The following is a 21488-nucleotide window of genomic DNA, read 5'->3' as shown; positions in this document are numbered from 1 at the left end:
CCGCGTCCGCCCCCTTGCGTCTGCCCGCTAGAGGGTCTTGAGGTACTGGGCCTGCTGCTCGATGAACTCCAGGCTCCGGCCCGGGTCGAGCGCGGCCGAGCGGAGGTACCCGAAGATCTCGTGGAAGGGCTGCACGTCGGCGCCCTCTTCGTAGACGTCGCCGTTGTGGCCCTCGATGTAGACCACGTCGGGGTGGCGGTAACCGGGGTCGACCTCGCCCTCGAGCGGCCCGAAGCCGAGGATGGTGAACGACGAGAGCATCCCCGGGTAGGCGCCGCCCTCGAAAGGCAGCACCTGGAGGTGCACGTTCGGGAGCGAGCCGAGGTCGAGCAGGTTCTGCAGCTGGGCGATCATGACCTCCGGCCCGCCGAGGACGCGGCGGACGGCGGCCTCGTCGATGACGTTCCAGATCTTCAGGTCGCCGCGCAGGCGCTGCTGGCGCTCCATGCGCAGGTCGATCCGCTCGTTCATGAACCGCTGCGACTGCTCCGGGACCATTCCGAAGGTGGCCTTGGCGTACTCGCGGGTCTGCAAGAGCCCGTTGATGATCAGGCCGTCGTACACGTTCAGGCTGGAGGCGTCCTGCTCCAGCCCGATGTAGGTGGCGTACGGCGGGGAGATGGTGTCGGAGTAGCGGGCCCACCAGCCGCGCTTGCGGCCGTCGCGGGCCAGGCGCACGAGCTCGTCGACGAGGTCGGAGTCCTCTACCCCGTAGACCTCGACCAGGGCCTGGACGTCCCGAGGCTTGATCCCGACCCGCCCGAGCTCCATCCGGTAGATCGTGGAGCTGGTGACCTCGAGGGCCGCGGCGGCGTCATTGGCGTCCTTACCGGACTTCTCCCGCAGGTCCCGGAGGATCTTCCCGGCGCGGCGGCGGCGGACGGTGGGGCTGCCGGTCGAAGGCATCGCCTTGCCTCCCAACTTCTTCGGCAGATCGCTCTCAGCGTTGTCGTTCGATGTACCCATTTGACACCCTGATCTCTCCGGATTCGGTGAGGACGCACCGGGAGTGGGGAGGACTTCTGGGCCGCTCACCCGGTAACGTCAGCTGTTCTCAAGTGCGGCCCGCCGGCGTGGCCGAGACCGATCGTCCGGGTCTCACCTGCGCGGCCGCGGGGCGGGAGGAATCGCCACCCGATCCGGTTATACCTCTTGCATCCAAATTCTGCATGTGCAATTCTACTGTACGGAGGGGCTATCCGCCTCCCCCCGACTGTACCGATTCGGCACCGCGACTCGGCGTCGACCAGGTCACACCGGAACGTCACGCCCGAATACCAAGGGCCGCAAGCGATTCCAACCCATCGAAAGACCGGAAAGGCAGCCCGCGTTGCGAAGCCCGTACACACTCGACAATCCCCCGCCGGATGAGCCGCCCAGCGGCGTGCTGGTGCCGAGCCTCTGGCGCGTGCAGGCGCGGTGGTGGAAACGCCACACACCCGCCCTCGACCAGCGCAGCGCCAAGCACCCTGTATGCGGGCACTGCGGACAATCCTGGCCCTGCCACTCGTGGGCGTGCTGGGACGGCCAGCTCGGCCAGGCCGTCGGCGGCCCCGCCCCGGCCCGTGCGCTCCCCGACCCGGGCCGCGCGACTCCGGTCCGCGCCGTCGTCGCCGTCGCGAAGTCCTAGCACCGGGCGCCGCCTCGACGCGGCGGCGAAAATCCTTCGATCGGGCCGAAGTTCGCCCGAGCCAACGCGTAGCTTCAGCCGCCGCCGTTCGTTAGACCGTGAGAACTGGTCCGATACAGGACGAACTGATGGCTCGCAAGTGTCGCCAGCTGCGATTCCACAGCTCGCGAGCTTCGCCAAGGCTGCGAATTCGCGGCTTGCGAGCTTCGCCGAGAAGGGAAAAGCCGCCGGATGCTGAGCACTCGCAACCTCAAGGCAGGCGTTGTCCTGGACGGGCGGTACCGGCTTGAGCGCCGTATCAGCGGGGGTGGGATGGGCGACGTCTGGGAGGGCGTCGACACGATCCTGTGGCGCACGGTCGCCATCAAGGTCCTCCTCGCCGATCTCGTCGACGACCGGGGCTTCCGCGAGCGCTTCCGCCGCGAGGCCCGCGCGATCGCCGTCATGCAGGGCCCCGGGGTCGTCGAGGTCTACGACTACGGCGAGATCGAGGACGAAGACGCGCACCTCGCGTACCTGATCATGGAGTACGTGGACGGCAAGCCGCTCTCGCAGCTGCTCGGCCTGTGGGGCAAGCTCAGTCCGGCCGATGCGCTGCGCGTCATCGGCGGGGTCGCCGAGGCGCTGCACGTGGCCCACACCGCCGGGATCGTGCACCGGGACATCAAGCCCGGCAACATCCTCGTGCGCGCCGACGGCTCGGTCGTCCTGGTGGACTTCGGGATCGCCCGCGTCAGCCACAACCTGACCCTCACGACCACCGGAGTCGTGCTCGGCACCGTCACCTACATGTCCCCCGAGCAGGCCGCGGGCGAGAACCTCACGGCCGCTTCGGATCTGTACTCGCTCGGAGTGGTCGCCCACCAGTGCCTGGCCGGAACGCCGCCGTTCAAGGCCGACACCCCGCTCGGGGTGCTCTCGGCCCACTTGCGCAACGCGCCGCCGCCGCTGCCGACCGCGGTCCCGTACGAGGTCGCCGAGATCGTGCGCCGCGCGCTGCAGAAGGACCCCGAGGCGCGATGGACCGACGCGGCCGAGCTCGCCGAGGCCTGCCGCGAGACGCGCGCCGCGCTGCTCGCCAACCGCGCTCCGGCCACGGTCCGGACCCAGGTGCAGCCGGCGCGATCGATCGAGGCGGGTACGGACGGCACGGGTTCGAACGGCACCGCCGGGCCGCCTTCGGGCACGCACCAGCGGCCGGACGCGGAGAGCGACACGGGTCATCAGTCGGAGCCGCAACCGGTTCCGCCCGCGCTTCCGCAGTCGCCGCCCGAGCCGCGATCATCAGCGACTTCGCCGCCGCTCACGGACGGGCACACGCTGCCGCCGTTGACCGGTTCGCACACCGGGGCGCACCTGGTGCCGCCCAGCCCGACGCGTCAGGCGCCGGTTCCTGAAGCGCCGCGCGGACGGCCGCGTCGGCGCGGCGGCCTGTGGCTCTCGCTCGCCGGGACGCTCGCGGCGGTGGCCGCGATCAGTGCGATCGCGATCACCTTGCCGTGGAACGAGGACGAGCTGCCCGCGACGCCGACGACGGGCGAGACCGGCGCTGACGGCGCCGAAGTCCAAGGGCAGGACGGCGACGGCGGGTTCTGGCACGGCGGCGGCGACGACGAGGGCGAGGAGCCTTCGGCCGACCCGAGCGAGACCGCTCCGGACGCGGAGGCGTCGCGGCCCGAGGACGGCACGGCTTCGGCAGGACCCTCACTGATGCCGAGCGGGTCGCCGAGCGCTTCCGAGAGCTCGTCCCCGCCGCCGCCCGAAACGGCGGAGGTGCCGAACGTGATCACGCAGTCGGAGGCCGACGCCCGTTCGCGGATTGAAGAATCGGGGCTGACACCGTCCGTGGACTACGAGGGCGAGGGCGAGGCCCGCTGCGGAGTGGTGCGCCAGTCCCCCGGCGCCGGAAGCGAAGTCGAGCCGGGTTCCACAGTGCAGTTGACGGTGAAGCGCGCGCCGGACACGGAAAGATGCAAGCCGGAGACGGGCGAGACGCCGTCACCCGACGAGGAGCAATAGCGCCCGAGGGCGTCGACAGCGCCTTCGGATCGGTTCGGCCGGACTGGGAACGGTCAGCGGGTTCGAGTATCCGCCCGCAGCGGTCGTTCACGCCCGCGCCCGATTGCGGGCTCATACGCAAACGGCTCATGCGACCGCCACGCCATGCGGCGGCGCGGGATGCGATCGGGTTCACAGCAGCCGACGGTCACGGATCGGGGAGCGGAACGATCTAGGAGTCGACATCGTTCGACTCGAAGGGAACTCCCCCATGATCATCGTCATCGGCGCCACCGGTCCGGTCGGCCGCTCCGCCATCACGCTCCTTCGCGAAGCCGGGCACGGCGTCGCCGCCGTCACCCGCCGCCCCGGCTCCGCCCTGCTGCCGGAGGGTGTGCGCGTCATCGGCGCCGACCCGTCCGAGCCGGGCGCGCTCGACGCCCACTGGGAGGGCGTCGCGGGCGTCCTGCTCAGCCCCCGAGCGGCCGGGCCCGAGGCCGCGAACCTGCTGCGGACAGCTGCGGCCCGGGGCGTGCGGAGGGTGGCCGTGATCTCCTCGGCCACGGTCGTACACCCGGCGGGCGAGCCGCGGTTCGCCGAGGGCTTCAAGGCCGCCGAACGCGCCGCCGAGGACTCCGGGTTGGAGTGGACGCACCTGCGTTGCAGCGACTTCGCGACGAACGCACTGGCCTGGGCGCCGCAGGTCCCCAGTGGGGCGGTGCGCGGCGCGTACGCGAAGGCGGCCTCGTCCACGATCCACGAGCGAGACATCGCGGCGGTGGCCGTCAAGGCCCTCACCGAGAGCGGGCACGGAGGCCGCGCCTATGTCCTCACCGGGCCCGAATCGCTGACCCAGACACGGAAGGCGCAGCTCATCGGCGAGGCGATCGGCCGCGACCTCGCGTACGTCGAGCTCGCGCCGGAGCAGGTGCGGGCCGCGATGCTCGCCCAGGGCCTGCCCGAGGAGATCCCGGCCCGGCTGCTCGGATCGCTCGCCGACTTCGCCCGCGAGGCCGGGCCGAGCACCGGCACCGTCGAACGCCTGCTGGGACGCCCCGCACTGACGTTCGGCCAGTGGGCGGTCGAGTACGCGGCCGCGTTCAGGAGTTAGACGATCGAAAGCGCTGCGGACGAGCGAGCGCCCGGCGACCATTGGTCGCCGGGCGCTGTTCTCTGCGCTTAAGGGCACAGCACTTGCGGGGCAAAGGGCCCTTACTGGCCCGCCGCCTGTCTCGCGGCCGCGAGTTCGTCGAGCGCCGCCAGCAGTGCGTCCAGGGCCGCGCCCTCCTGCTCGTTCGAGCCGGAGGCCTGCGCCTCCTCGTAGGCCGCCTGCGCTTCGAGGACCTTCGTGATCGCGGCCTCGACTTCAGGCGGATCGGCCGGGGCCTCGGTAGTGGGCGTCTCGCTCGGCGTCTCCGAGGGCGTCGTGGTCGGCTCCTCGCCGTCCGTCTCGCCCTCGTTCTGCTCGGCCTCGCTCGGCGCGCCGGACACGTACTTGTCGACCACCATCGCCACGGCCTCTTCGAAGGTCGGAGCGAAGCCGACGTAGCCGCCGTAGCTGATCGCGACGTTCGTGAGCCGCGGCAGGTCCTCGCCCTGGCCGCCCGCCTGCCTGCGCAGGTACATCGGCTCGAGGTACAGGATGCCGTCGCCGACCGGCAGCGCGAGCAGGTTGCCCCATTCGACGGTGGTCCCGGCCTGCGTGGCGTCGCGGAGCGTCGTCACCACCTCCGATGTGGACGTGATGATCTGGTGTATCTGCCGCACCGACTGGTCGTCGCCGCCGACCACGTCGTAGATCTGCAGCTTCGGATCGCCGTTCTCGTCGTAGTAGCCCGACATGAGGCTCGCCAGCGCGTTCTCGCGGTTTCTCGGCGTGAAGGTGCTGGTGAGCTGGAAGTACGGCTGCGTCTGCTCGGGGTACGTCGCGTACACGTAGTAGGCCGGCTGGATGACCGGCGACTGCTGCGACGGGTCCTCGGGGACCGCCCAGGCCTCGCTGCCCTCGATGAAGGTGCGCGCCTCGTCGACGTGGTAGCGCTGGAGCAGGCTGCGCTGGATCTTGAACAGGTCCTGCGGGTAGCGGAAGTGCGCCTCGAGGGCCTCGGGGGTCTCCTCCTTCGGCGTGATGAGGTCGCCGCCGTAGATCTCGTTCCAGGCCTTGAGGATCGGGTCCTCGTCGTCGAACTCGTAGAGCTTGACGGAGCCGTCGTAGGCGTTCACCACGGCCTTGACCGAGGAGCGGATGTAGTTGATCTCCTCGGAGGGCTGGTTCGCTACGCCCTGGCCGGAGTACGTGTCGTTCGTCGCCTCGGCGAGGTTGACCCGGTCGGAGTAGGGGAAGTCGTTGGTGGTGGTGTAGCCGTCGACGATCCAGACGATCTCGCCGTCGACGACGGCCGGGTACGGGTCGGCCTCGACGGTGAGGAACGGGGCGACCTGCTGGACGCGGTCGCGCACGTTCCGGTTGTAGAGCAGCTGCGACTCGTCGTTGATCTGGTCGGAGAGCAGGAAGCGGGGCTCCTGGAACTCCCAGGCGTAGAGGAGCCGGCGGCCGACGGAGCCGATGTCGATGCCGCCTTCGCCTTCGAAGGTGGTGTAGCGGTCGGTGCCGATCTCCTCGGCGTCCTCCTCGGAGGAGTCCTCGTCGCTGACGGCGACGTCGATCGGCCGGTCGTACTCGCGGGGCGTCTCGTCCTCGGGGACCCCGACGATCGCGTACTCGTTGTTCAAGAGCCCGTAGTAGATCTGGGGCTTCTCGACGTCGATGATGTCGTTGCCGATCTGGCAGTTGCCAGGGTCGTCGGAGAGGACGCCGGAGGTGAAGCAGGGTGCGCCGCTGTCGCTCTCGGTGGTCGAGGCGGAGACGAAGCCCCAGCCGTGGGTGTAGACGGTGTGGGCGACGGTCCAGTCCTGCTGCTCGTCGGCGAGCTGGCCGGGGTTGAGCTCGCGGAGGCCGACGACGAAGTCCTGGGTCACCTCCTTGCCGTTCTCGTCGGTGTAGGTGTAGCGGTCGATGTCGAGCTTCTCGTTGAAGTCGTAGAAACTGCGCGGCTGCTGCGCCTGGGTGAAGGCGTCGGAGACGACGAACGGGTCGATGAGGCGCACGAACGGGACCGTGGACTGGTCGGCGGCCATGGTCTCGGCGTTGGGTTGGGAGGCGACCGGGTAGGTGGTGGTCTCCAGGTCCTCCATGTCGTAGGCGTAGCGGGTGCCGTCGATGGTGTGCTGGGCGTAGGGTCCTTCGCGCTGGGGGCGGTTGGGCTCGACCTGGAAGTTGCGGACGACGGCGGGGTAGATGCCGCCGGCGGCGATCGCGGTGACCACGACGAGGCCGAGCGCGGCCGCGGGCAGCGCGAGGGAGCGGGTGAAGCCCCAGGAGAAGACGAGGATGACGACGGCCGCGATGAGGGAGACCCAGATGAGCGCGTTCTTGGCGTTCATGAGGGCGGTCATCTCGGTGTAGCCGCCGCCGACGATGCCGGTGACCTGGTTGTCCTGGGTGGTGAAGTCGTAGCGGTCGAAGTAGTAGGCGACTGCTTTGAGCCCCAGGAAGAGCGCCACGAGCACCGAGAGGTGGATGCGGGCGACGTTGGTCATGCGGTCGCCCTGGCCGGAGAAGCGCAGCGCGCCGTAGAGGTAGTAGGCGCTGAGGGAGGCGAGGATGCCGACGACGACGGCGGCGAAGCCGAAGCCGATGAGGAACTGCCAGAACGGGAGCTCGAAGACGTAGAAGCCGGCGTCCATGTGCAGGACGGGGTCCGACTCGCCGAATTCGCCGCCTTGGCGGAACAGCAGCCAGGTCTCCCAGCGGCTCTGGGCGGACATGCCGGCGAAGATGCCGACGATGATCGCGACGCCGCCGATCCACCATCCGGCCTTGGGCGAGATGAGTTCGCGGTAGCGCTCCAGGCCCTCCTGCTCACTGGTCGCGGGCCACGTGTCGGGCCGGAAGCGGTAGGCGAGGTAGAGGTTGAGGCCGGTCCAGGCGGCCATCGCCAGGGTGAAGACCCCGAAGAGCCCCAGGCGGGTCCACATCATGGTCGCGAACACCGAGGTGTAGCCGACGGAGTCGTACCAGAGGTAGTCGGTGCGCAGGCCGACGAGCCAGCCGAGCACCGACAGCAGGACTATCGCGCCCACCAGGAGTATCAGGACGTAGCGTCCTCGCCTGCTCATCCGTGGGGGGGTGGGCGTCCGGTTCGCCACTGCAGCAACTCCTTCACGTCTCGCGGCACCGGGTCAGCAGGTCGTGACCTTCCCGCCCGCCGCTAGGGACTCAAGCGCCGAGACCGCGTCTGCGAGCGTCTCGACTCTGACAATAGTCATGTCGTCATGGGGAACGGTGACGGCGTCCGAACAGTTCGAAGCCGGGGCGAGGAAGACCTCGGCGCCCAGTTCGACCGATGCGGTCACCTTCTGCTGGATGCCGCCGATGCCGCCGACGTTCCCTTCGGGGTCGATTTCACCGGTGCCGGCGACGACCATGCCGTCGGTCAGATCGCCCTCGGTGACCCGGTCGACGATGCCGAGCGCGAAGATCAGGCCCGCCGAGGGGCCGCCGATGTCGAGGGCTTCGGTGTCGATCTCGATGCCGTACGGGTCATCATGGGTGGACTGGAGATCGGCGTTGCCGAGGACCACTCCGGGGACTTCGACGGGGGCTCCGGCGCGGGTGACGGTGACCGTGGTTTCGCTGTCGGCGTAATCGGCGAGGTCTTGGAGCGAGGTGACCGCGGTCCCGGCGACGGCGGTGATGACGTCTCCGGAGACGAGGCCGCCGGAGTCGGCCACGACCTCGATCACGGCGGGCTCGCCGAGGTAGCCGAGGGCGGCCTGCTCGGCGTTCGACTGGGACTCGGCCCAGTCGGCCTCCTGCTCTTCGGCGATCTCCTCCTCGGACTCGCCGGGCGGGTAGACGAGGTCGCGCGGCACGATCGCGTACTCATTGGACGTCCAGTAGCGAAGGGCCTGGACGAGGGTCACCGACTGCTTGACGCGCACGGTGGTGAGGCGCAGCTCGCCTTCAGAGGGGTATTCGGTGTCGGCGCTGATGATCTGGTGCTCGACCCCTTCGATCTTCTGAGCGCCGAGGACGTCCTCGGTGGGGCCGGGGCTGAAGACCACGTAGGCGACGTCCATCGTCAGCGCCTGCCAGGTCAGCAGCGCCACCAGGACCGCACCCAACAGGACGGTGATTCCTCGCCTTCGCATGCGCGGAAGCCTACATGCCCTAGCCCACAGGCGTGTTCGGCCCGCAGCGAACAGGGCGCCTCCAGTTCGGCGGGCCGTGGCCCGTTCCCCCTCCTCTGACGTACGGTTGGCCCATGGGCTCCGACATTCCATTCGGCTTCGGCAATCTGGGCGGCGACCTGCCCGACCCGAACGATCCGCGGGTGCAGCAGATGATGCAGCAGCTGCAGCAGATGATGGCGCAGTCGCTGTCGTCCGGTCCGGTCAACTGGCAGCTCGCCAAACAGCTCGCCGAGTCCGAACTGCAGGCCGAGAACACTGTCGGCCCCGCCGAGCAGGCGCAGGTCGCCGAGGCCGTGCGCCTCGCCGACCTCTGGCTCGACTCCGCCGTGAACTGGCCTTCGGGCGTCACGGCCACTGACGCGTGGACCCGCAAGCAGTGGATCGCGCAGACCGAGAACTCCTGGAAGCAGCTCGCCGAGCCGCTCGCCGCCCAGATGGGCGAGGCGATGCAGACGCTCGTGCCCGAGGAGATGGCCGGCATGCTCGGCCCGATGGCCGACGTCATGAAGGGGGTCGGCTCGGCCCTGTTCGGCGCGCAGATGGGGCAGGCGCTCGCGAAGCTCGCCGGGGAGGTGCTCTCCTCCTCCGAGGTCGGTCTGCCGCTTGGCAAGACGGGCGTGGCCGCGCTGCTGCCGGGGAACCTCGCCGCTTATGCCGAGGGCCTGGAACTGCCGGTCGAGGAGGTGCGGCTGTACGTCGCGCTGCGCGAGGCCGCGACACACCGGCTCTTCACGCACTCGCCGTGGCTGCGCTCGCACCTGCTGGGCGCGCTGGAGGCGTACGCGCGGGAGATCCGCATCGACGAGTCCGCGATCGAGGAGGCCATGTCGGGCATGGACCCGATGGACCCCGAGGCCGCGGCGACCCTCGACCTGAGCGAGGTCTTCAAGACTGAGGACACCGAGCAGCAGAAGGCGGCGCTGTCGCGGCTGGGCACGACGCTGGCGCTCATCGCCGGCTGGGTGAACGTGGTCGTGGCCGACGCCGTGGACGACCGGCTGCCGACGATCGACCGGCTCATGGAGGCCGCGCGGCGGCGCCGGGCCACCGGCGGTCCCGCCGAGCAGACCTTCGAGGCCCTGGTCGGGCTCGAGCTCGACCCGGCGAAGGTGCGCGCGGCGACGCGGCTGTGGCACTCGCTCACCGAGGCGCGCGGCATCGAGGGCCGCGAGGCGGTGTGGGCGCACCCCGACCTCATGCCGAGCGCGGGCGACCTGGAGCACCCCGAGGGCTTCGCGTCCGTCTCCGAGGCGCTCGAAGACCTCGACATGTCGATGTTCGACCAGCTCGCGGTCAACGACCCGAAGGACGAGGACGACGAGGAGCCCGGAGACAAGTAGGCCCCCGGTCCAGGTCGCGATCGATTACTGCCGCTCGCTCGCCTCGGCGTCCGCGATGCCCTCGAGGTAGCCGCGGGCCCGCTCGGCTTTGGCGTAGCGGGCGACCATGTCCCAGAACGGGCGCGAATGGTCGGGGTGGACCAGATGCGCGAGTTCGTGCAGCAGAACGTAGTCGATCACCCATGAGGGCATCATCATGATCCGGCGGGAGATCCGGATCGTGCCGTCCGAAGGCGTGCACGAGCCCCAGCGGCGCTGCTGGTTGTCGACCCAGCGGACGCTTCTCGGAGTGGCGCATTCGGGATGTTCGGGGTAATACCGGCGGGCGAGCCTGACGGCCCGCTCGCGCAGGGCCGTGTCGGACGCGCGGCCGTCTCGGGCCTCGCGTTTCCGCAGTCTCGCGAGCATGTGGTCGATCCACTCCTGCTCCTCGGTTTCCGAGAAGGCGTCAGGGATCATGACGACCACGCGGCCTCGTTCTTCATAGGCCGCTACGGTTGCACGACGCCGGGGAGAGCGCCGCACTTCAACGGGGGGATGGACTTTGCGCGCCATGAACGCACACTAAACCCGGGGGGTGACAATCGCATAACGCGGATGTCGCGATTGCGGTGATAGCTATGGAATGCCAAGAAAATCCCCTCGCCGATTTCCCGCAGAGTGGGATCAGACGAGGGGCTGGGGCCGTCCGGCCCCGAGGTCACGATTCCTTGCCGAGAATCCGGTTCATCTTGGTGCCGCACACCGGGCACGTGCCCTTCGCCATCCGGCGACCCGAGTCCGAGACCACCACGGTGCCCTCGAAGTCGCGCTTCTCGCGGCACTTGACGCAGTAGCCGGTGTAGGTCTTCGTCGCTTGAGCCACTGGTTTCCCCCTGTTGTGCGCGGGCCGGTCGTGCAGGCCCTGTTGCAACGATCACTCTGTGCGACCGTTCGGCCTCAGAATGCCACAGATTTCACGCCTGTAAGCCCCGCCGCGCCGCTTCACTCGAGCGGGTGACATAGGCGGGGCCAGGCGGGCGGCAGGCGTAAAGGGACTTCCGGGCGCTTACGTGCCCTCCAGGCGAGGCCGACGGCGGGTCGACATGGCGTGCCCGTGCCGTCGCCGACTGCCGCTTCGCCGTGAGAGCATTGGGAACGTGAGCGACAGGCATGGACCCGCCCATTCGGGTGACGACCTCCCGCGCCGGGCGTTCTCCCGGGGCATGAAACTCGCCTCCCTGCCCTTGGGGCTGGCGGGCCGGGCGACCGTGGGGCTGGGCAAGCGCGTGACCGGGCTGGCCGACGAGATCCTGAGCGAGCAGGCGCAGCGGCGCACGGCCGAGCACGTGTTCAGCGTGCTCGGGCAGCTCAAGGGCGGCGCGATGAAGCTCGGCCAGGCCCTGTCGATCTTCGAGGCGGCCCTGCCCGAGCATCTGGCCGCGCCGTACCGGCAGGCCCTGACGAAACTCCAGAACGCCGCTCCCCCGCTGCCGGTGGCCAGCGTCCACGGCGTGCTCGAGCGGCAGATGGGCACCGACTGGCGCGACCGCTTCCTCGAATTCGACGACGCCCCGTCCGCGGCGGCGAGCATCGGCCAGGTCCACCGCGCGGTGTGGAACGACGGGCGGCAGGTCGCCGTCAAGATCCAGTATCCGGGCGCGGGCGACGCGCTCCGCTCCGACCTGCGGCACCTCTCGCGCATGGCCCCCATGTTCAAAGTGCTGCAACCGAACTTCGACGTCAAGAAGATCACCGTGGAGCTGCGCGAGCGGCTGCTCGAAGAGCTCGACTACGAGCTCGAGGCGGCCACGCAGCAGCAGTTCGCCGAGGCCTTCCGCGGGGACCCGCTCATCGTGGTGCCCGAGGTGGTGCACGCGAGCGGCGAGGTACTGGTGACCGAATGGATCGCCGGGCGGCCGCTGTCGGAGGTCATCACCGAAGGCACGCAGGAGGAGCGCGACGCGGCCGGGAAGCGGCTGGCGACGCTGCACTTCTCGGCGCCGAAGCGCGCCGGTCTCCTGCACGCCGACCCGCACCCGGGGAACTTCGCGATCGGCGACGACGGCCGATTGATCGTGTACGACTTCGGCGCGGCCTCGCGCCTTCCCGGCGGGATGCCGGTGCAGGTGGGCCGCTTGACGCGGTTGACGTTGGACGGCAAGGCCGACGACGTCGTGGCGGGCCTGCGCGGCGAGGGCTTCGTGCCGCCGGGGCTGCAGATCGACGCGAAGGCGATGCTCGACCTGCTGCAGCCGATGCTCGAGCCGATCGCGGGCGAGGAGTTCCAGTTCTCGCGCGAATGGCTCCGCAAGGAGAGCGCGCGCCTGACGGGCCAGGGCTCGGAGGCGGCCCGGTTGAACAAGCAGCTGAGCTTCCCGCCCTCGTACCTGCTGATCCACCGCGTCACGATGGGCTCCATCGGCGTCCTGTGCCAGCTCGGCGCGAGGGCCGAGTGGCGCTCGATCTTGGAGGAGTGGCTCCCGGGCTTCGCCGACCCCGAAGGCACCGACCCCGACCGTTGAGCACCGCTCTCGTTCGCGAACGCTGTCGCACCCGCGAGGCGCGCTTGATTCGGGGGCGCCACCGCATGTCCGAATTGCGCAGACCCTCCCGGACACTCCCAGCCCTTCGGGCATAACACCGGACACTCCCAGCCCTTCGGGCATAACAAAAGGGGCCCATCCCCGCTCAGGGATGGACCCCTTCAGCCAACGCGATTAGTGCGTCGTCAAAGTCGGCCCCGGCGGCGGTGCCGTCCGGTGTGCCGCGGCGTCCGGGCGTAGCCGGCTTCCTTCCACAGGCTCCGCATCCGGAGGCGTCCGACCCCGGTGAACAGCGAGCCCGTCTGCGTCAGCGGCCGAACCGCCTCGATCTCCCCGCCCATCAGGACTTCGAGATCCTTCACGCCGACATCGTTCTTGAGATGGCGGCTCAGATAGTCGACTGTCATGACACCGTCACCCCCGCGAGCGCGAGTTCACGGGTCCGCTCGGCGAGCTCCTTCTGGGCCGCCTGCTCGATGAGCGCGGCGTCCTTCCGGGGCCGCCCGCGGGGCCGCTTGCGGGCCACGACGTTCCCCTTCTCGAAGATCTCGCCGCCCCACACGCCCCAGGGCTCGTGGCGCTCGAGCGCTCCGGCCAGGCAGGCCAGGCGAACCGGGCAGTCGGTGCACAGGGACTTGGCGAACTCCAGTTCGGTGGGCTGCTCCGAGAACCACAGGTCCGCGTCGTACTCGCGGCAGGCCAGGTCGCCTCCGGTCTCGCGGGCCTGGTCTCGCAGCTCGGGTCCGATGAGGGTGTCGGTCATGAACTCGGTCTCCTCTCTCATCTCGATGGTCTTCTCGACGTTCGGTCGCATCAGTGCTGTCTGAGGACTCAATTGCTTCGCAATCTGTCTCGTCTGTCTTCTACTGGTGGGCCGCGACCTTGCCGATTTCTGACTCGCCGTCGTGCTGACGGGCGTTTCAGCCATACAAAAAGGCCGCGATCCCTGGGGCGGGATTCGCGGCCTCGAGAGTTCCGAGCGGGCTTAGCTGTAAGCCCTTTCGATGTTCTCGAGGCGGTCTCCCGCGGGTGGCGCCGTGACGCTTCTCGGAGCCGTTAACCGGCTGCCAACCGAGGCCTGCGAATGCACGGCCACGTCCGAGGACGGCATTGGCGCCCATATCGGTGTTGTCAATGGTCTTGACGGTGCTCAGCGTCGTGATCTGGACGGCGCCGGGCAGAGTGGTGCCACGAACCTGGGCGGAGACGGGCGCGATGTGCCGATAGACGGCGAGCGGTTCATGCGTCACGCCGAGCGGCGTCGTGCTCTGGGTTTCGCTGAGCAGCTTCATCGTCTGTCCCCTCCCTTCGGGTTTCGTGGTCAACATTGGTCTTCATCTCCTCATGCCGTGCCAACTCACGGCTCGTAGGCCATGGCTGTCCTGAGGCGCACACCTCACTCCGGCTTGAGCAACGCTACGCCCGTCTCGCTTGGGAGCGCAACGTCTTTTTCTGCGAGTCTCGCGAGAAAGTTTTTGCCGTGAGATTTACCGGTCAAGTACCGGTCAGGACTCGCCGTCGCACATCGCGATGGCCTCCGTCACTTCCCCGCCGTTGACCAGGTGCAACACCGCCGGGCCATATTTGTCCAGTTTGGATTTCCCGATGCCGTGGAGGGAGGCGAGCTCACTGTCGGATCCCGGACAGCGCTCGGCAATAGCGATCAAGGTCACATCCGTGAAGACGGTGAAGGCCGGCTTGCCGTCCTGTTTGGCGACGCTGACCCTCCACTCGCGCAGCCGCTCGAACAGTCCTTCATCCATAGTGGCGGGACAATCCTCGCAATGCCCCAGCTTGCGGTCCCGGGCGTCGGTGAGCGGCTTGCCGCAGCCGGAGCAGTCGAGGACCTTGGCCTTCTTCCGCTCGCGCGGTTTCGGCGTCGCCGCGCCGGGATCGGACGGCCGCGGGAAGCCTCCCAAGCCGAGGGGCGCGAGGAAGCGGCACAGCCGCCGCTCGCGCCCGCCCGCGTTGCGGGCGAGCCCGTAGGAGAGCTGCAGGCGCTCGCGGGCGCGCGTGATGCCGACGTACAGCAGGCGGCGCTCCTCTTCGAGCGCGGTTTCGGTGCGGGCGAACGTGGTCGGCAGCGTGCCGTCGGCCAGGCCGACCAGGAACACCGCGTCCCACTCGAGGCCCTTGGCGGCGTGGAGGCTCGCGAGGGTGACGCCCGCGACGGCCGGGGCGTGCTGCTCGGAGGCCCGCCGGGAGAGCTCGGCGCAGAACGCGTCGAGGTCCGGATCGGGGCCGTCCTCGTCAGGATTGGCCCGGTGGTGCTCCAGGAACTGTTCCGAAAGCGCCGCGATCGCGGCCACCGCTTCGTATGCTTCGCGTTGCGCGCCACCGGAAGGCGCGGCATCGGGACGCCAGCCGACCGCTTCGAGCGCGGCCGGCACCGCCTCGGAAAGCGGCATGGCCCCGATCTCGGTCTTCGCGGCCGAGCGCAGCGCGACCACGGCCTGGCGCACCTCGGGCCGGTCGAAGAACCGCGCGGCGCCGGTGACCACCGTGGGCACCCCGTAGGAGGCCAGGGCCTCTTCATAGGCCTGCGACTGGGCGTTGGTGCGGTAGAGGACCGCGATCTCCGAAGGGCTCACGCCGTCGGCGATGAGCTTGGAGCAGCGGCGGGCGATCATGTCCGCCTCCTCGGCCTCGTCGGCGAAGACCTCGGCGGTGACGGCGGGGCCGTCGGGCCGCTGGCCGACGAGCTCGAGGCGCATCTTCGCTTCGCGCCCTTTGGATTCGCCGATGATCTGGTTGGCGAGGCCGACCACCTGCGGGGTGGAGCGGTAGTCGCGCACGAGGCGCACGAGCGAGGCGTTCCGGTGGCGGCGGGTGAAGTCGAGCAGGTTCCGCGAGCTGGCGCCGGTGAAGGAGTAGATGGTCTGGCTGGCGTCGCCCACCACGGTGATGTCGTCGCGGTCGCCGAGCCAGGCGTCGAGCAGCCGCTGCTGGAGCGGGGTCACGTCCTGGTACTCGTCGACCACGAAGAACCGGTACTGGCTGCGGATCTGGTCGGCGGTCGCGGCGTGGTCGGTGATCAGGTCGGCCGTGTACGCGAGCACGTCGGCGAAGTCCATGACCCCGGCGCGGCGCTTGGCCTCGATGTAGGCGGCGTAGACCTTCGCCACGTCTTCGGGGGCGGCGGGCGCGTCGCGCCCGAGCGCGGCGATGGCGCTCACGTAGTCGTCGGGCCCGATGAGCGAAGAAGCGGCCCACTCGATCTCGGTGGTGAGGTCGAAGTTCTTGGCGCGCGAGGTCTGCAGTCCGGCGCGGGCGGCCGCGATCGCCGTGAACTTCAGGGTCGAGTCGACGAGCTCGGGGAGCTGGCCGCCGAAGCGGCGCGTGCCGAAGTAGCGGAGCTGCCGCAGCGCCGCGGAGTGGAAGGTGCGGGCGTTCACACCGGAGACGCCGAGGCCGCGGAGACGGTCGCGCATCTCCCCCGCCGCGCGGGCGGTGAAGGTGACCGCCGTGACGTGCTGGCCGCGCATGTCGCCGCGCAGCACCCGCCAGGCGATCCGGTGGGTCACCGCGCGGGTCTTGCCGGTGCCCGCGCCCGCGAGGATGCAGACCGGCCCGGGAGGGGCGGTCACCGCCTCGCGCTGTTCAGGGTCGAGTCCGGAGAGGAGCTGTTCGATGGCCTGATCGCGTGCGGTCATCCCCCCAGTCTCCCAGAGGCGTCCGACAGGATCTGCCGGGCCGTTGGCTCGAAATCGGTGAACGTGAGGACCGCCACGATGATCTGCGCCCAGAAGGAATGCCCCTGGGCGGTATCGCGTTAGTGTCGATGACGAAGGAGGATCGATGATCACCATGTACAGCACCACTTGGTGCGGCTACTGCAAGCGGCTGAAGTCCGCGTTCGACCGCGAGGGCGTGCTCTTCAAAGAGGTCAACATCGAAGAGGACCCCGAAGCCGCCGAGTTCGTCATGGGGGTCAACGGCGGCAACATGACCGTCCCGACCGTGCTCTTCGAGGACGGCAGTGCGCTCACGAATCCCTCTCTCGCACAGGTGAAGGCGAAGATCAGCGCTTGACCTGTGCCACATGCCGAGACTATGGTCACGTTTAGGACACAAAGCCGGTACGATGCCCTATAGTTGACTCGTCAAGCTTGCTTAGCGACTTCGAGGGGTGGTCGCTAAGCATTCAGGCCCGGGATGGATCCGTCCCGGGCCTTTTCTGTGCACTGTTTTCCTCAGCGCTGCTCGTGAGCAATGGAGCCCAAATGTCGTCACCCCGCGCCGCCCTCGGCGTCACCCTCGTCCTGGCCGCTTCGCTGTTCTTCGGCGTATGCGGCCCCTTCGGCAAAGTCGTGATCCAGGCCGGACTCACCCCTATCCAGGTCACCTGGCTGCGCGTCTGCGGCGTCGGCCTCATCGCGATCGCCGCCGCCGTCGTGCCTCTCCTGCGGCTGCGCGGCAAGGACGAACGCCTGCCGTGGGGCGGGCTGGTCCTGTTCGGCCTCACCGCCATCGCCGCAGTGCAAGCCTTCTACTTCATCGCGGTCGAGCGCCTGCCCGTCGGCATCGCGCTCCTGCTGGAGTTCATGGGGCCCATCGTGGTCGTCGCCTGGGTGCGCTTCGTGCGCCGCACCGTGCTGCCGCGCGCCGCCGTGATCGGCACGCTCCTGAGCATCGCGGGCCTGTGCATCGTGGTCGAGATCTGGTCGGGCCTGCGGCTCGACGCAGTGGGCCTCATCGCCGGTTCGGCCGCGGCCGCCTGCCAGGCCACGTACTTCCTCTCCGGCGAACGGCTCACCGCGACGGTGGACGTGCGGGTGCTGCTCGCGGTCGGCTTCGCGGTCGGCGCGATCGCCTTGGCGCCCTTCGCGGCGCCGTGGGCACTCGACTGGGCGGCGCTGTCCTCCGAGGTCTCGCTCGGCGGAGTGACGACCACCGGCATGGTCAGCGTGATGCTGCTCATCGGCTGCACCGCACTCGCTTACGGTCTGGGCCTCAGCGGCCTGCGATTCATCACGGCGCCCGTGGCCGGCGGCATCGGATACGCCGAAGTCGTGGTCGCCTCGCTCTCCGCCTGGGCGCTGCTCGGCGAGGCGCTGACAGTGCCGCAGATCATCGGCGGCGTCGTCGTGATCGCCGGCGTGTTCACCGCGCAGCGCGCCGTCGCCGCCAAGACCGCCGCGCCGGACGAGACCCCCGAGCCGGCAGTCGCCGTCTAATGACTCGCAAGCTTCGCCGAGGCCGGTCCTATGCCTCGGCCAGCCAGCCGTCGATGAGGAAGCGCGCGATCGAGATCCGCACGGCGCTCGGCGTCGAGTCCTCGGTCTCGACCCACATCTGCCGCACTTCGTCGCGGGTGAACCAGCGCGCGTCCGAGATCTCCTCGGCCTGCAGCACCAGCTGCTGCGCCGGGTCGGCGGTGGCGCGGTAGCCGAGCATGAGCGAACGCGGGTACGGCCACGGCTGGCTCGACACGTACTCGAGCCGGTCGATCTTGATGCCGATCTCCTCGCCCACCTCGCGGTGCACGGCGGCCTCGGCCGACTCGCCCGGCTCGACGAACCCGGCAATGCACGCGTAGCGGTTGCTGCGAACCGCGGCGGGCCCGGTCTTCGGAGCGCCCGAGTAGCGGCGGTGCTGCGCGAGCAGCACGCGGTCGGCGCCGTCGTCGATGAGGACGATCACGGCCGGGTCGGTGCGCGGGAACACCGGGCGGCCCGACACGGCCTCGAGTTCCCAGCCCGCCTGGCGGGAACGCAGCGGCTCACCCGTGGTGGGGTGGAACCGGTAGGTCGCGTGCCAGTGGCCGATCGCGATGGCCTGCACGGCGATCGCGAGGTCGCGCCGGTCCCAGTCCGGTTTGATCCAGCGGCCCGGCAGGCCGTCGGGCAGGTCCGCGAGCACGGTGAACACGGGCGGGTGCTCGCCGCCGAGGTAGACGCGCTGGCCCTCGGGCGCGGTGTCCGCGTCGAAGTAGTGCAGGCCGTCCTCGTCCGCCGCGATGCGCTCGTTCACCGGGTCGCAGACGACGATCTGCGCCTGTTCCCAAGCGGCCGTGAGCCATTCGTCATCGCCGCGGCGGTCGCCGAACCGGTCGAGCACGTCGATCGCCAAGGGCGGGTGGCTCATGCGGCCTCAATCTCCCCGAACCCGGCGAGCGGTTCGCGGATCTCCCCGCCGTCGCCGAGAACGACGGTGACCGCGCGCTCCGGGTCGAGGCGCAGCGCCGAGACCCGCTGGATGTCGTCGGGCGTGACCTCGCGGAGGCGCTCGGAGTGCTCGGCGAGCCACGCGAGCGGGAGGTCCGCGGCGGCGAGCACGGAGATGTAGTTGGCGACCCCGGACTGGGTGGCGGTGGCGAGCTTGACCGAGCCGAGCGCGTAGCGGCGGGCCAGGTCGAGCTCCTCCGCGGCGGGCGGGCGCTCGGACATGCCGCGCAGCTCGGCGCGGACCTCTTCGAGCGCGGGCCCGGTGACCTCGGTGGCGACGTCGACGGCGGCGAGCTGGATCGAGCCGGCCGGCGAGTGGTCCACCCGCGAGCGCGGCGAGTAGCCGTATCCCTTGGTCTCGCGCAGGTTCATGACCAGGCGCGAGGAGAAGTAGCCGCCGAAGATCAGGTTCGCGAGGTGCTGCGCGGCGTTGTCCGGGTGGGTCCGCTCGACCGCCGGGTAGGCGACGCGGATCGCGGACTGGACGGAGCCGGGCCGGTCGACGAGGACGAGCGGTCCCGAGACGAGCGCGGGCAGCGGCTCCATGCGGCGCGGTTCGCCCGAGCCGTTCCATTCGCCGAGGGCCTTCTCCACGGCGGCGAACGCCGAGTCGGTGTCGATGTCCCCCACGATGATCAGTCGCGCGCCGGCCGGGTGCACGCGGGCCGCGTGCAGCGCGAGGACCGCGTCGCGTTCGACGGCCGCGACCTCGGCCGCGGTGGGCTGTTGGTGGCCGTACGGGTGGCCGCCCCACAGGCGCGCGTCGAGGGCGCGGTTGACCTGGAAGTCGGGCTGCTGCTCGGCGACCGAGAGGCCGTCGATGATGCGGGAGCGCTCGACCGCGAGCGGGCCCTCCGGGTACTCGGCGGCCTTGAGGAGGTCGCCGAGGACCTCCAGGAGTTCGGGCAGGCCGGTCGCGAGGCTGTTGCCGGACACGGCGATCCGGTCCGGGTCGGCCCCGGCGCCGAGCGCGCCGCCGACGCCTTGGAGGCGCTGGGCGATCTCGGTCATCGAAGCGGTCTCGGTGCCGGAGAACAGCGCGGAAGCGAGCAGGTCCGCCACGGCGAGATCGGCGTGCGCGGCCGGGATCGACAGGCGCACTTCGGCGAGCGGGACGCCCGGACGGCGCGTGAGCAGCACCCGGAGTCCGTTCGGGAGGGTCCGCTCGACCGGAACCGGAAGGGACAGCGGGACTTCCGGTGCGAGACCGGGGATGACGTTGCTCACTTCGCTCCTCCAGGGACGACTTCGAGAACGGCGCGGCGGTTCGGCGTCAGCGCCGCCGCGGCCTGCGCGACGGCCTCGGCGGTGACCTCGCCGAGCAGGGCCGGGAAGCGGGTCGACATCGCGGCGTCGCCGTGGAAGATCTCGGCGGTCGCGAAGCGGCGCGAGCGCCCCATCACCGAGTCGTCGCCGCGCAGCAGCTGGGCGGCGACGCGGGCCTTGACGCGGTCGAGCTCGGCCTCGTCGACGCCTTCGGCGATGCACGCCAGCTCCTCCTGGACCGTGCCGAGCACGGTGTCGACGGCGGTGCCGGGCGGCAGGAACGCCTGGACGAGCATCACCGTCGGGCCCCGGGAGGCGAACGGCTCGGCCATGAACGTGGTGTGCGCGGCCACGGCGGTGGCGGTGCGGTCGGTGTGGATGAGCCGCTCGACCAGCCGCGACGCGTCGCCGTCGGTGAGGAGCTCGCCGAGGACCACGTACGGCAGGAAGTCGTCGAGCTCCGTGACCGGGTCGGGCACGCGCCAGGCGACCGCGACGGCCGGGAGGGTCGCGCGCTCGTCGGTGTAGGAGACGCGGCGTTCGGTGCTCAGGTCGGGTTCGTCGAACGACGGGTGCTCCGGCGCGGGCCGGGCCTCGACACTGCCGAAGTGGCGTTCCACGAGCTCGCGGGCCTGGGCGAGGTCGAAGTCGCCCGCGACCGAGAGGACCGCGTTCGAGGCCGGGTAGTAGGCGTTGAAGAACGACTGGGCGTCTGCCACGGTCGCCGCGTCGAGGTCCACGAACGAGCCGTAGCCGTCGTGCGAGTTCGCGAAGGTGTCGAACATGACCGGCGGGAGCTTGATCCACGGGAAGCCGCCGTAGGGGCGGTTGAGGACGTTGACCCGGATCTCCTCCTTCACCACGGAGACCTGGTTCGCGAGGTTCTCCTCGGTGATCGCCGGGCCGCGCATGCGGTCGGCCTCGAGGAACAGCGCGAGCTCCAAGCCGTTCGAGGGCAGGAGGTTGAAGTAGTCGGTGTAGTCGATGTGGGTCGAGCCGTTGAAGGTGCCGCCCGCGGACTGCACGTGCTGCATGTGCTCGGCCTTGCCGACGTTGTGGGAGCCCTGGAACATCATGTGCTCGAAGAGGTGGGCGAAACCGGTGCGGCCCTCGGGCTCGGAGCGCATGCCCACGTCGTACACCACCGCGACGCCGACCACCGGCGCCCCGGGATCCGGCGCGAGGACCACCCGCAGCCCGTTGCCGAGCTTGAACCGCTCGATCGCGAACGCCGGAGCGGGAATCGTCGCAACAGTCATGGCCGAACCCTATCTCAGCGCGGACCGATCACTGTGCCAAGAGACGG

At 69.9% G+C, this 21488-nt stretch carries 19 protein-coding genes; 7 read left to right on the top strand and 12 right to left on the bottom strand.

All coding sequences use genetic code 11. The features are described 5' to 3' along the window. Positions 1 to 27: 27 nt before the first annotated feature. Positions 28 to 966, bottom strand: coding sequence for a helix-turn-helix domain-containing protein (locus tag O1R50_RS21470; RefSeq protein ID WP_270112265.1), 939 nt, complete (start codon positions 964 to 966; stop codon positions 28 to 30). Between the two features lie 364 nt (positions 967 to 1330). Here O1R50_RS21470 and O1R50_RS21465 point away from each other — a divergent pair, with 364 nt between their 5' ends. The 3 genes from O1R50_RS21465 (at position 1331) to O1R50_RS21455 (ending at position 4739) form a co-directional block, all read left to right on the top strand. Beyond that, complete coding sequence (locus O1R50_RS21465) at positions 1331 to 1630, top strand: hypothetical protein (protein WP_270112264.1); 300 nt, start codon at positions 1331 to 1333, stop codon at positions 1628 to 1630. 231 nt (positions 1631 to 1861) lie between these two features. Then, entirely contained in the window at positions 1862 to 3649 is a 1788-nt protein-coding gene (locus tag O1R50_RS21460) for a serine/threonine-protein kinase (protein WP_270112263.1), read from the top strand. 250 nt (positions 3650 to 3899) lie between these two features. Beyond that, positions 3900 to 4739 (top strand): NAD(P)H-binding protein, encoded by an 840-nt coding sequence (locus O1R50_RS21455; RefSeq protein WP_270112262.1) that lies wholly within the window; start codon positions 3900 to 3902, stop codon positions 4737 to 4739. A 101-nt stretch (positions 4740 to 4840) separates the two neighbouring features. Here the strand turns inward: O1R50_RS21455 and O1R50_RS21450 are convergent, their stop codons facing one another. Together O1R50_RS21450 and O1R50_RS21445 are read right to left on the bottom strand one after the other, a co-directional pair. Continuing rightward, positions 4841 to 7807, bottom strand: a complete 2967-nt coding sequence (locus O1R50_RS21450) for a UPF0182 family membrane protein (RefSeq protein WP_270112261.1) — start codon at positions 7805 to 7807, stop codon at positions 4841 to 4843. 63 nt (positions 7808 to 7870) lie between these two features. Next, entirely contained in the window at positions 7871 to 8842 is a 972-nt protein-coding gene (locus O1R50_RS21445) for a YlbL family protein (protein WP_270112260.1), read from the bottom strand. 113 nt (positions 8843 to 8955) lie between these two features. On the opposite strand from O1R50_RS21445, the gene O1R50_RS21440 reads away from it, so the two are divergent. After that, positions 8956 to 10224: a zinc-dependent metalloprotease gene (locus tag O1R50_RS21440; RefSeq protein ID WP_270112259.1), complete on the top strand. Its 1269-nt coding sequence runs from the start codon at positions 8956 to 8958 to the stop codon at positions 10222 to 10224. Between the two features lie 24 nt (positions 10225 to 10248). Here O1R50_RS21440 and O1R50_RS21435 read toward each other — a convergent pair whose 3' ends face one another. Together O1R50_RS21435 and O1R50_RS21430 are read right to left on the bottom strand one after the other, a co-directional pair. After that, complete coding sequence (locus O1R50_RS21435) at positions 10249 to 10779, bottom strand: M48 metallopeptidase family protein (RefSeq protein WP_408612777.1); 531 nt, start codon at positions 10777 to 10779, stop codon at positions 10249 to 10251. 145 nt (positions 10780 to 10924) lie between these two features. Beyond that, a complete protein-coding gene (locus O1R50_RS21430; RefSeq protein ID WP_205327395.1) occupies positions 10925 to 11089 on the bottom strand; it encodes a DUF5679 domain-containing protein in 165 nt (54 codons plus the stop codon). Between the two features lie 340 nt (positions 11090 to 11429). Between O1R50_RS21430 and O1R50_RS21425 the strand changes: the two genes are divergently transcribed. Next, positions 11430 to 12728: an ABC1 kinase family protein gene (locus tag O1R50_RS21425; RefSeq protein ID WP_408612779.1), complete on the top strand. Its 1299-nt coding sequence runs from the start codon at positions 11430 to 11432 to the stop codon at positions 12726 to 12728. 206 nt (positions 12729 to 12934) lie between these two features. Here the strand turns inward: O1R50_RS21425 and O1R50_RS21420 are convergent, their stop codons facing one another. The 4 genes from O1R50_RS21420 to O1R50_RS21405 all read right to left on the bottom strand — a co-directional run bounded on the left by O1R50_RS21420 (position 12935) and on the right by O1R50_RS21405 (position 16402). Further along, positions 12935 to 13156, bottom strand: coding sequence for a hypothetical protein (locus O1R50_RS21420; protein WP_270112256.1), 222 nt, complete (start codon positions 13154 to 13156; stop codon positions 12935 to 12937). Then, positions 13153 to 13512: a WhiB family transcriptional regulator gene (locus O1R50_RS21415; protein WP_333490274.1), complete on the bottom strand. Its 360-nt coding sequence runs from the start codon at positions 13510 to 13512 to the stop codon at positions 13153 to 13155. The genes O1R50_RS21420 and O1R50_RS21415 overlap by 4 nt, the downstream gene beginning before the upstream one ends. 157 nt (positions 13513 to 13669) lie before the next feature. Next, positions 13670 to 14041 (bottom strand): hypothetical protein, encoded by a 372-nt coding sequence (locus O1R50_RS21410; protein WP_270112253.1) that lies wholly within the window; start codon positions 14039 to 14041, stop codon positions 13670 to 13672. Positions 14042 to 14254: 213 nt separating this feature from the next. After that, positions 14255 to 16402 (bottom strand): ATP-dependent DNA helicase UvrD2, encoded by a 2148-nt coding sequence (locus O1R50_RS21405; RefSeq protein ID WP_270112251.1) that lies wholly within the window; start codon positions 16400 to 16402, stop codon positions 14255 to 14257. Positions 16403 to 16547: 145 nt separating this feature from the next. On the opposite strand from O1R50_RS21405, the gene O1R50_RS21400 reads away from it, so the two are divergent. Both O1R50_RS21400 and O1R50_RS21395 read left to right on the top strand, forming a co-directional pair. Beyond that, positions 16548 to 16781, top strand: coding sequence for a mycoredoxin (locus O1R50_RS21400; protein WP_270112250.1), 234 nt, complete (start codon positions 16548 to 16550; stop codon positions 16779 to 16781). 191 nt (positions 16782 to 16972) lie between these two features. Further along, positions 16973 to 17926 (top strand): EamA family transporter, encoded by a 954-nt coding sequence (locus O1R50_RS21395; RefSeq protein WP_270112249.1) that lies wholly within the window; start codon positions 16973 to 16975, stop codon positions 17924 to 17926. 28 nt (positions 17927 to 17954) lie between these two features. Here the strand turns inward: O1R50_RS21395 and nudC are convergent, their stop codons facing one another. The 3 genes from nudC to O1R50_RS21380 are packed head-to-tail and all read right to left on the bottom strand — an operon-like array spanning position 17955 to position 21441. Then, on the bottom strand, positions 17955 to 18836 hold the full coding sequence (gene nudC, locus O1R50_RS21390) for an NAD(+) diphosphatase (RefSeq protein ID WP_270112248.1): 882 nt from the start codon (positions 18834 to 18836) through the stop codon (positions 17955 to 17957). Then, complete coding sequence (locus O1R50_RS21385) at positions 18833 to 20143, bottom strand: M16 family metallopeptidase (RefSeq protein WP_270112247.1); 1311 nt, start codon at positions 20141 to 20143, stop codon at positions 18833 to 18835. The genes nudC and O1R50_RS21385 overlap by 4 nt, the downstream gene beginning before the upstream one ends. Further along, positions 20140 to 21441 carry a M16 family metallopeptidase gene (locus O1R50_RS21380; protein ID WP_270112246.1) on the bottom strand — a complete coding sequence of 434 codons (1302 nt, stop codon included), beginning with the start codon at positions 21439 to 21441 and terminating at the stop codon, positions 20140 to 20142. Before O1R50_RS21380 ends, O1R50_RS21385 begins: the two co-directional genes overlap by 4 nt. Between the last annotated feature and the right edge of the window lie 47 nt (positions 21442 to 21488).

Origin of the sequence: Glycomyces luteolus (genome assembly GCF_027622875.1) — a bacterium.
GTDB classification, from domain to species: Bacteria; Actinomycetota; Actinomycetes; order Mycobacteriales; family Micromonosporaceae; genus Glycomyces; species Glycomyces luteolus.
The sequence above is the reverse complement of the archived record's forward strand: the minus strand, read 5'-3'. Positions and strand labels throughout refer to the sequence as shown.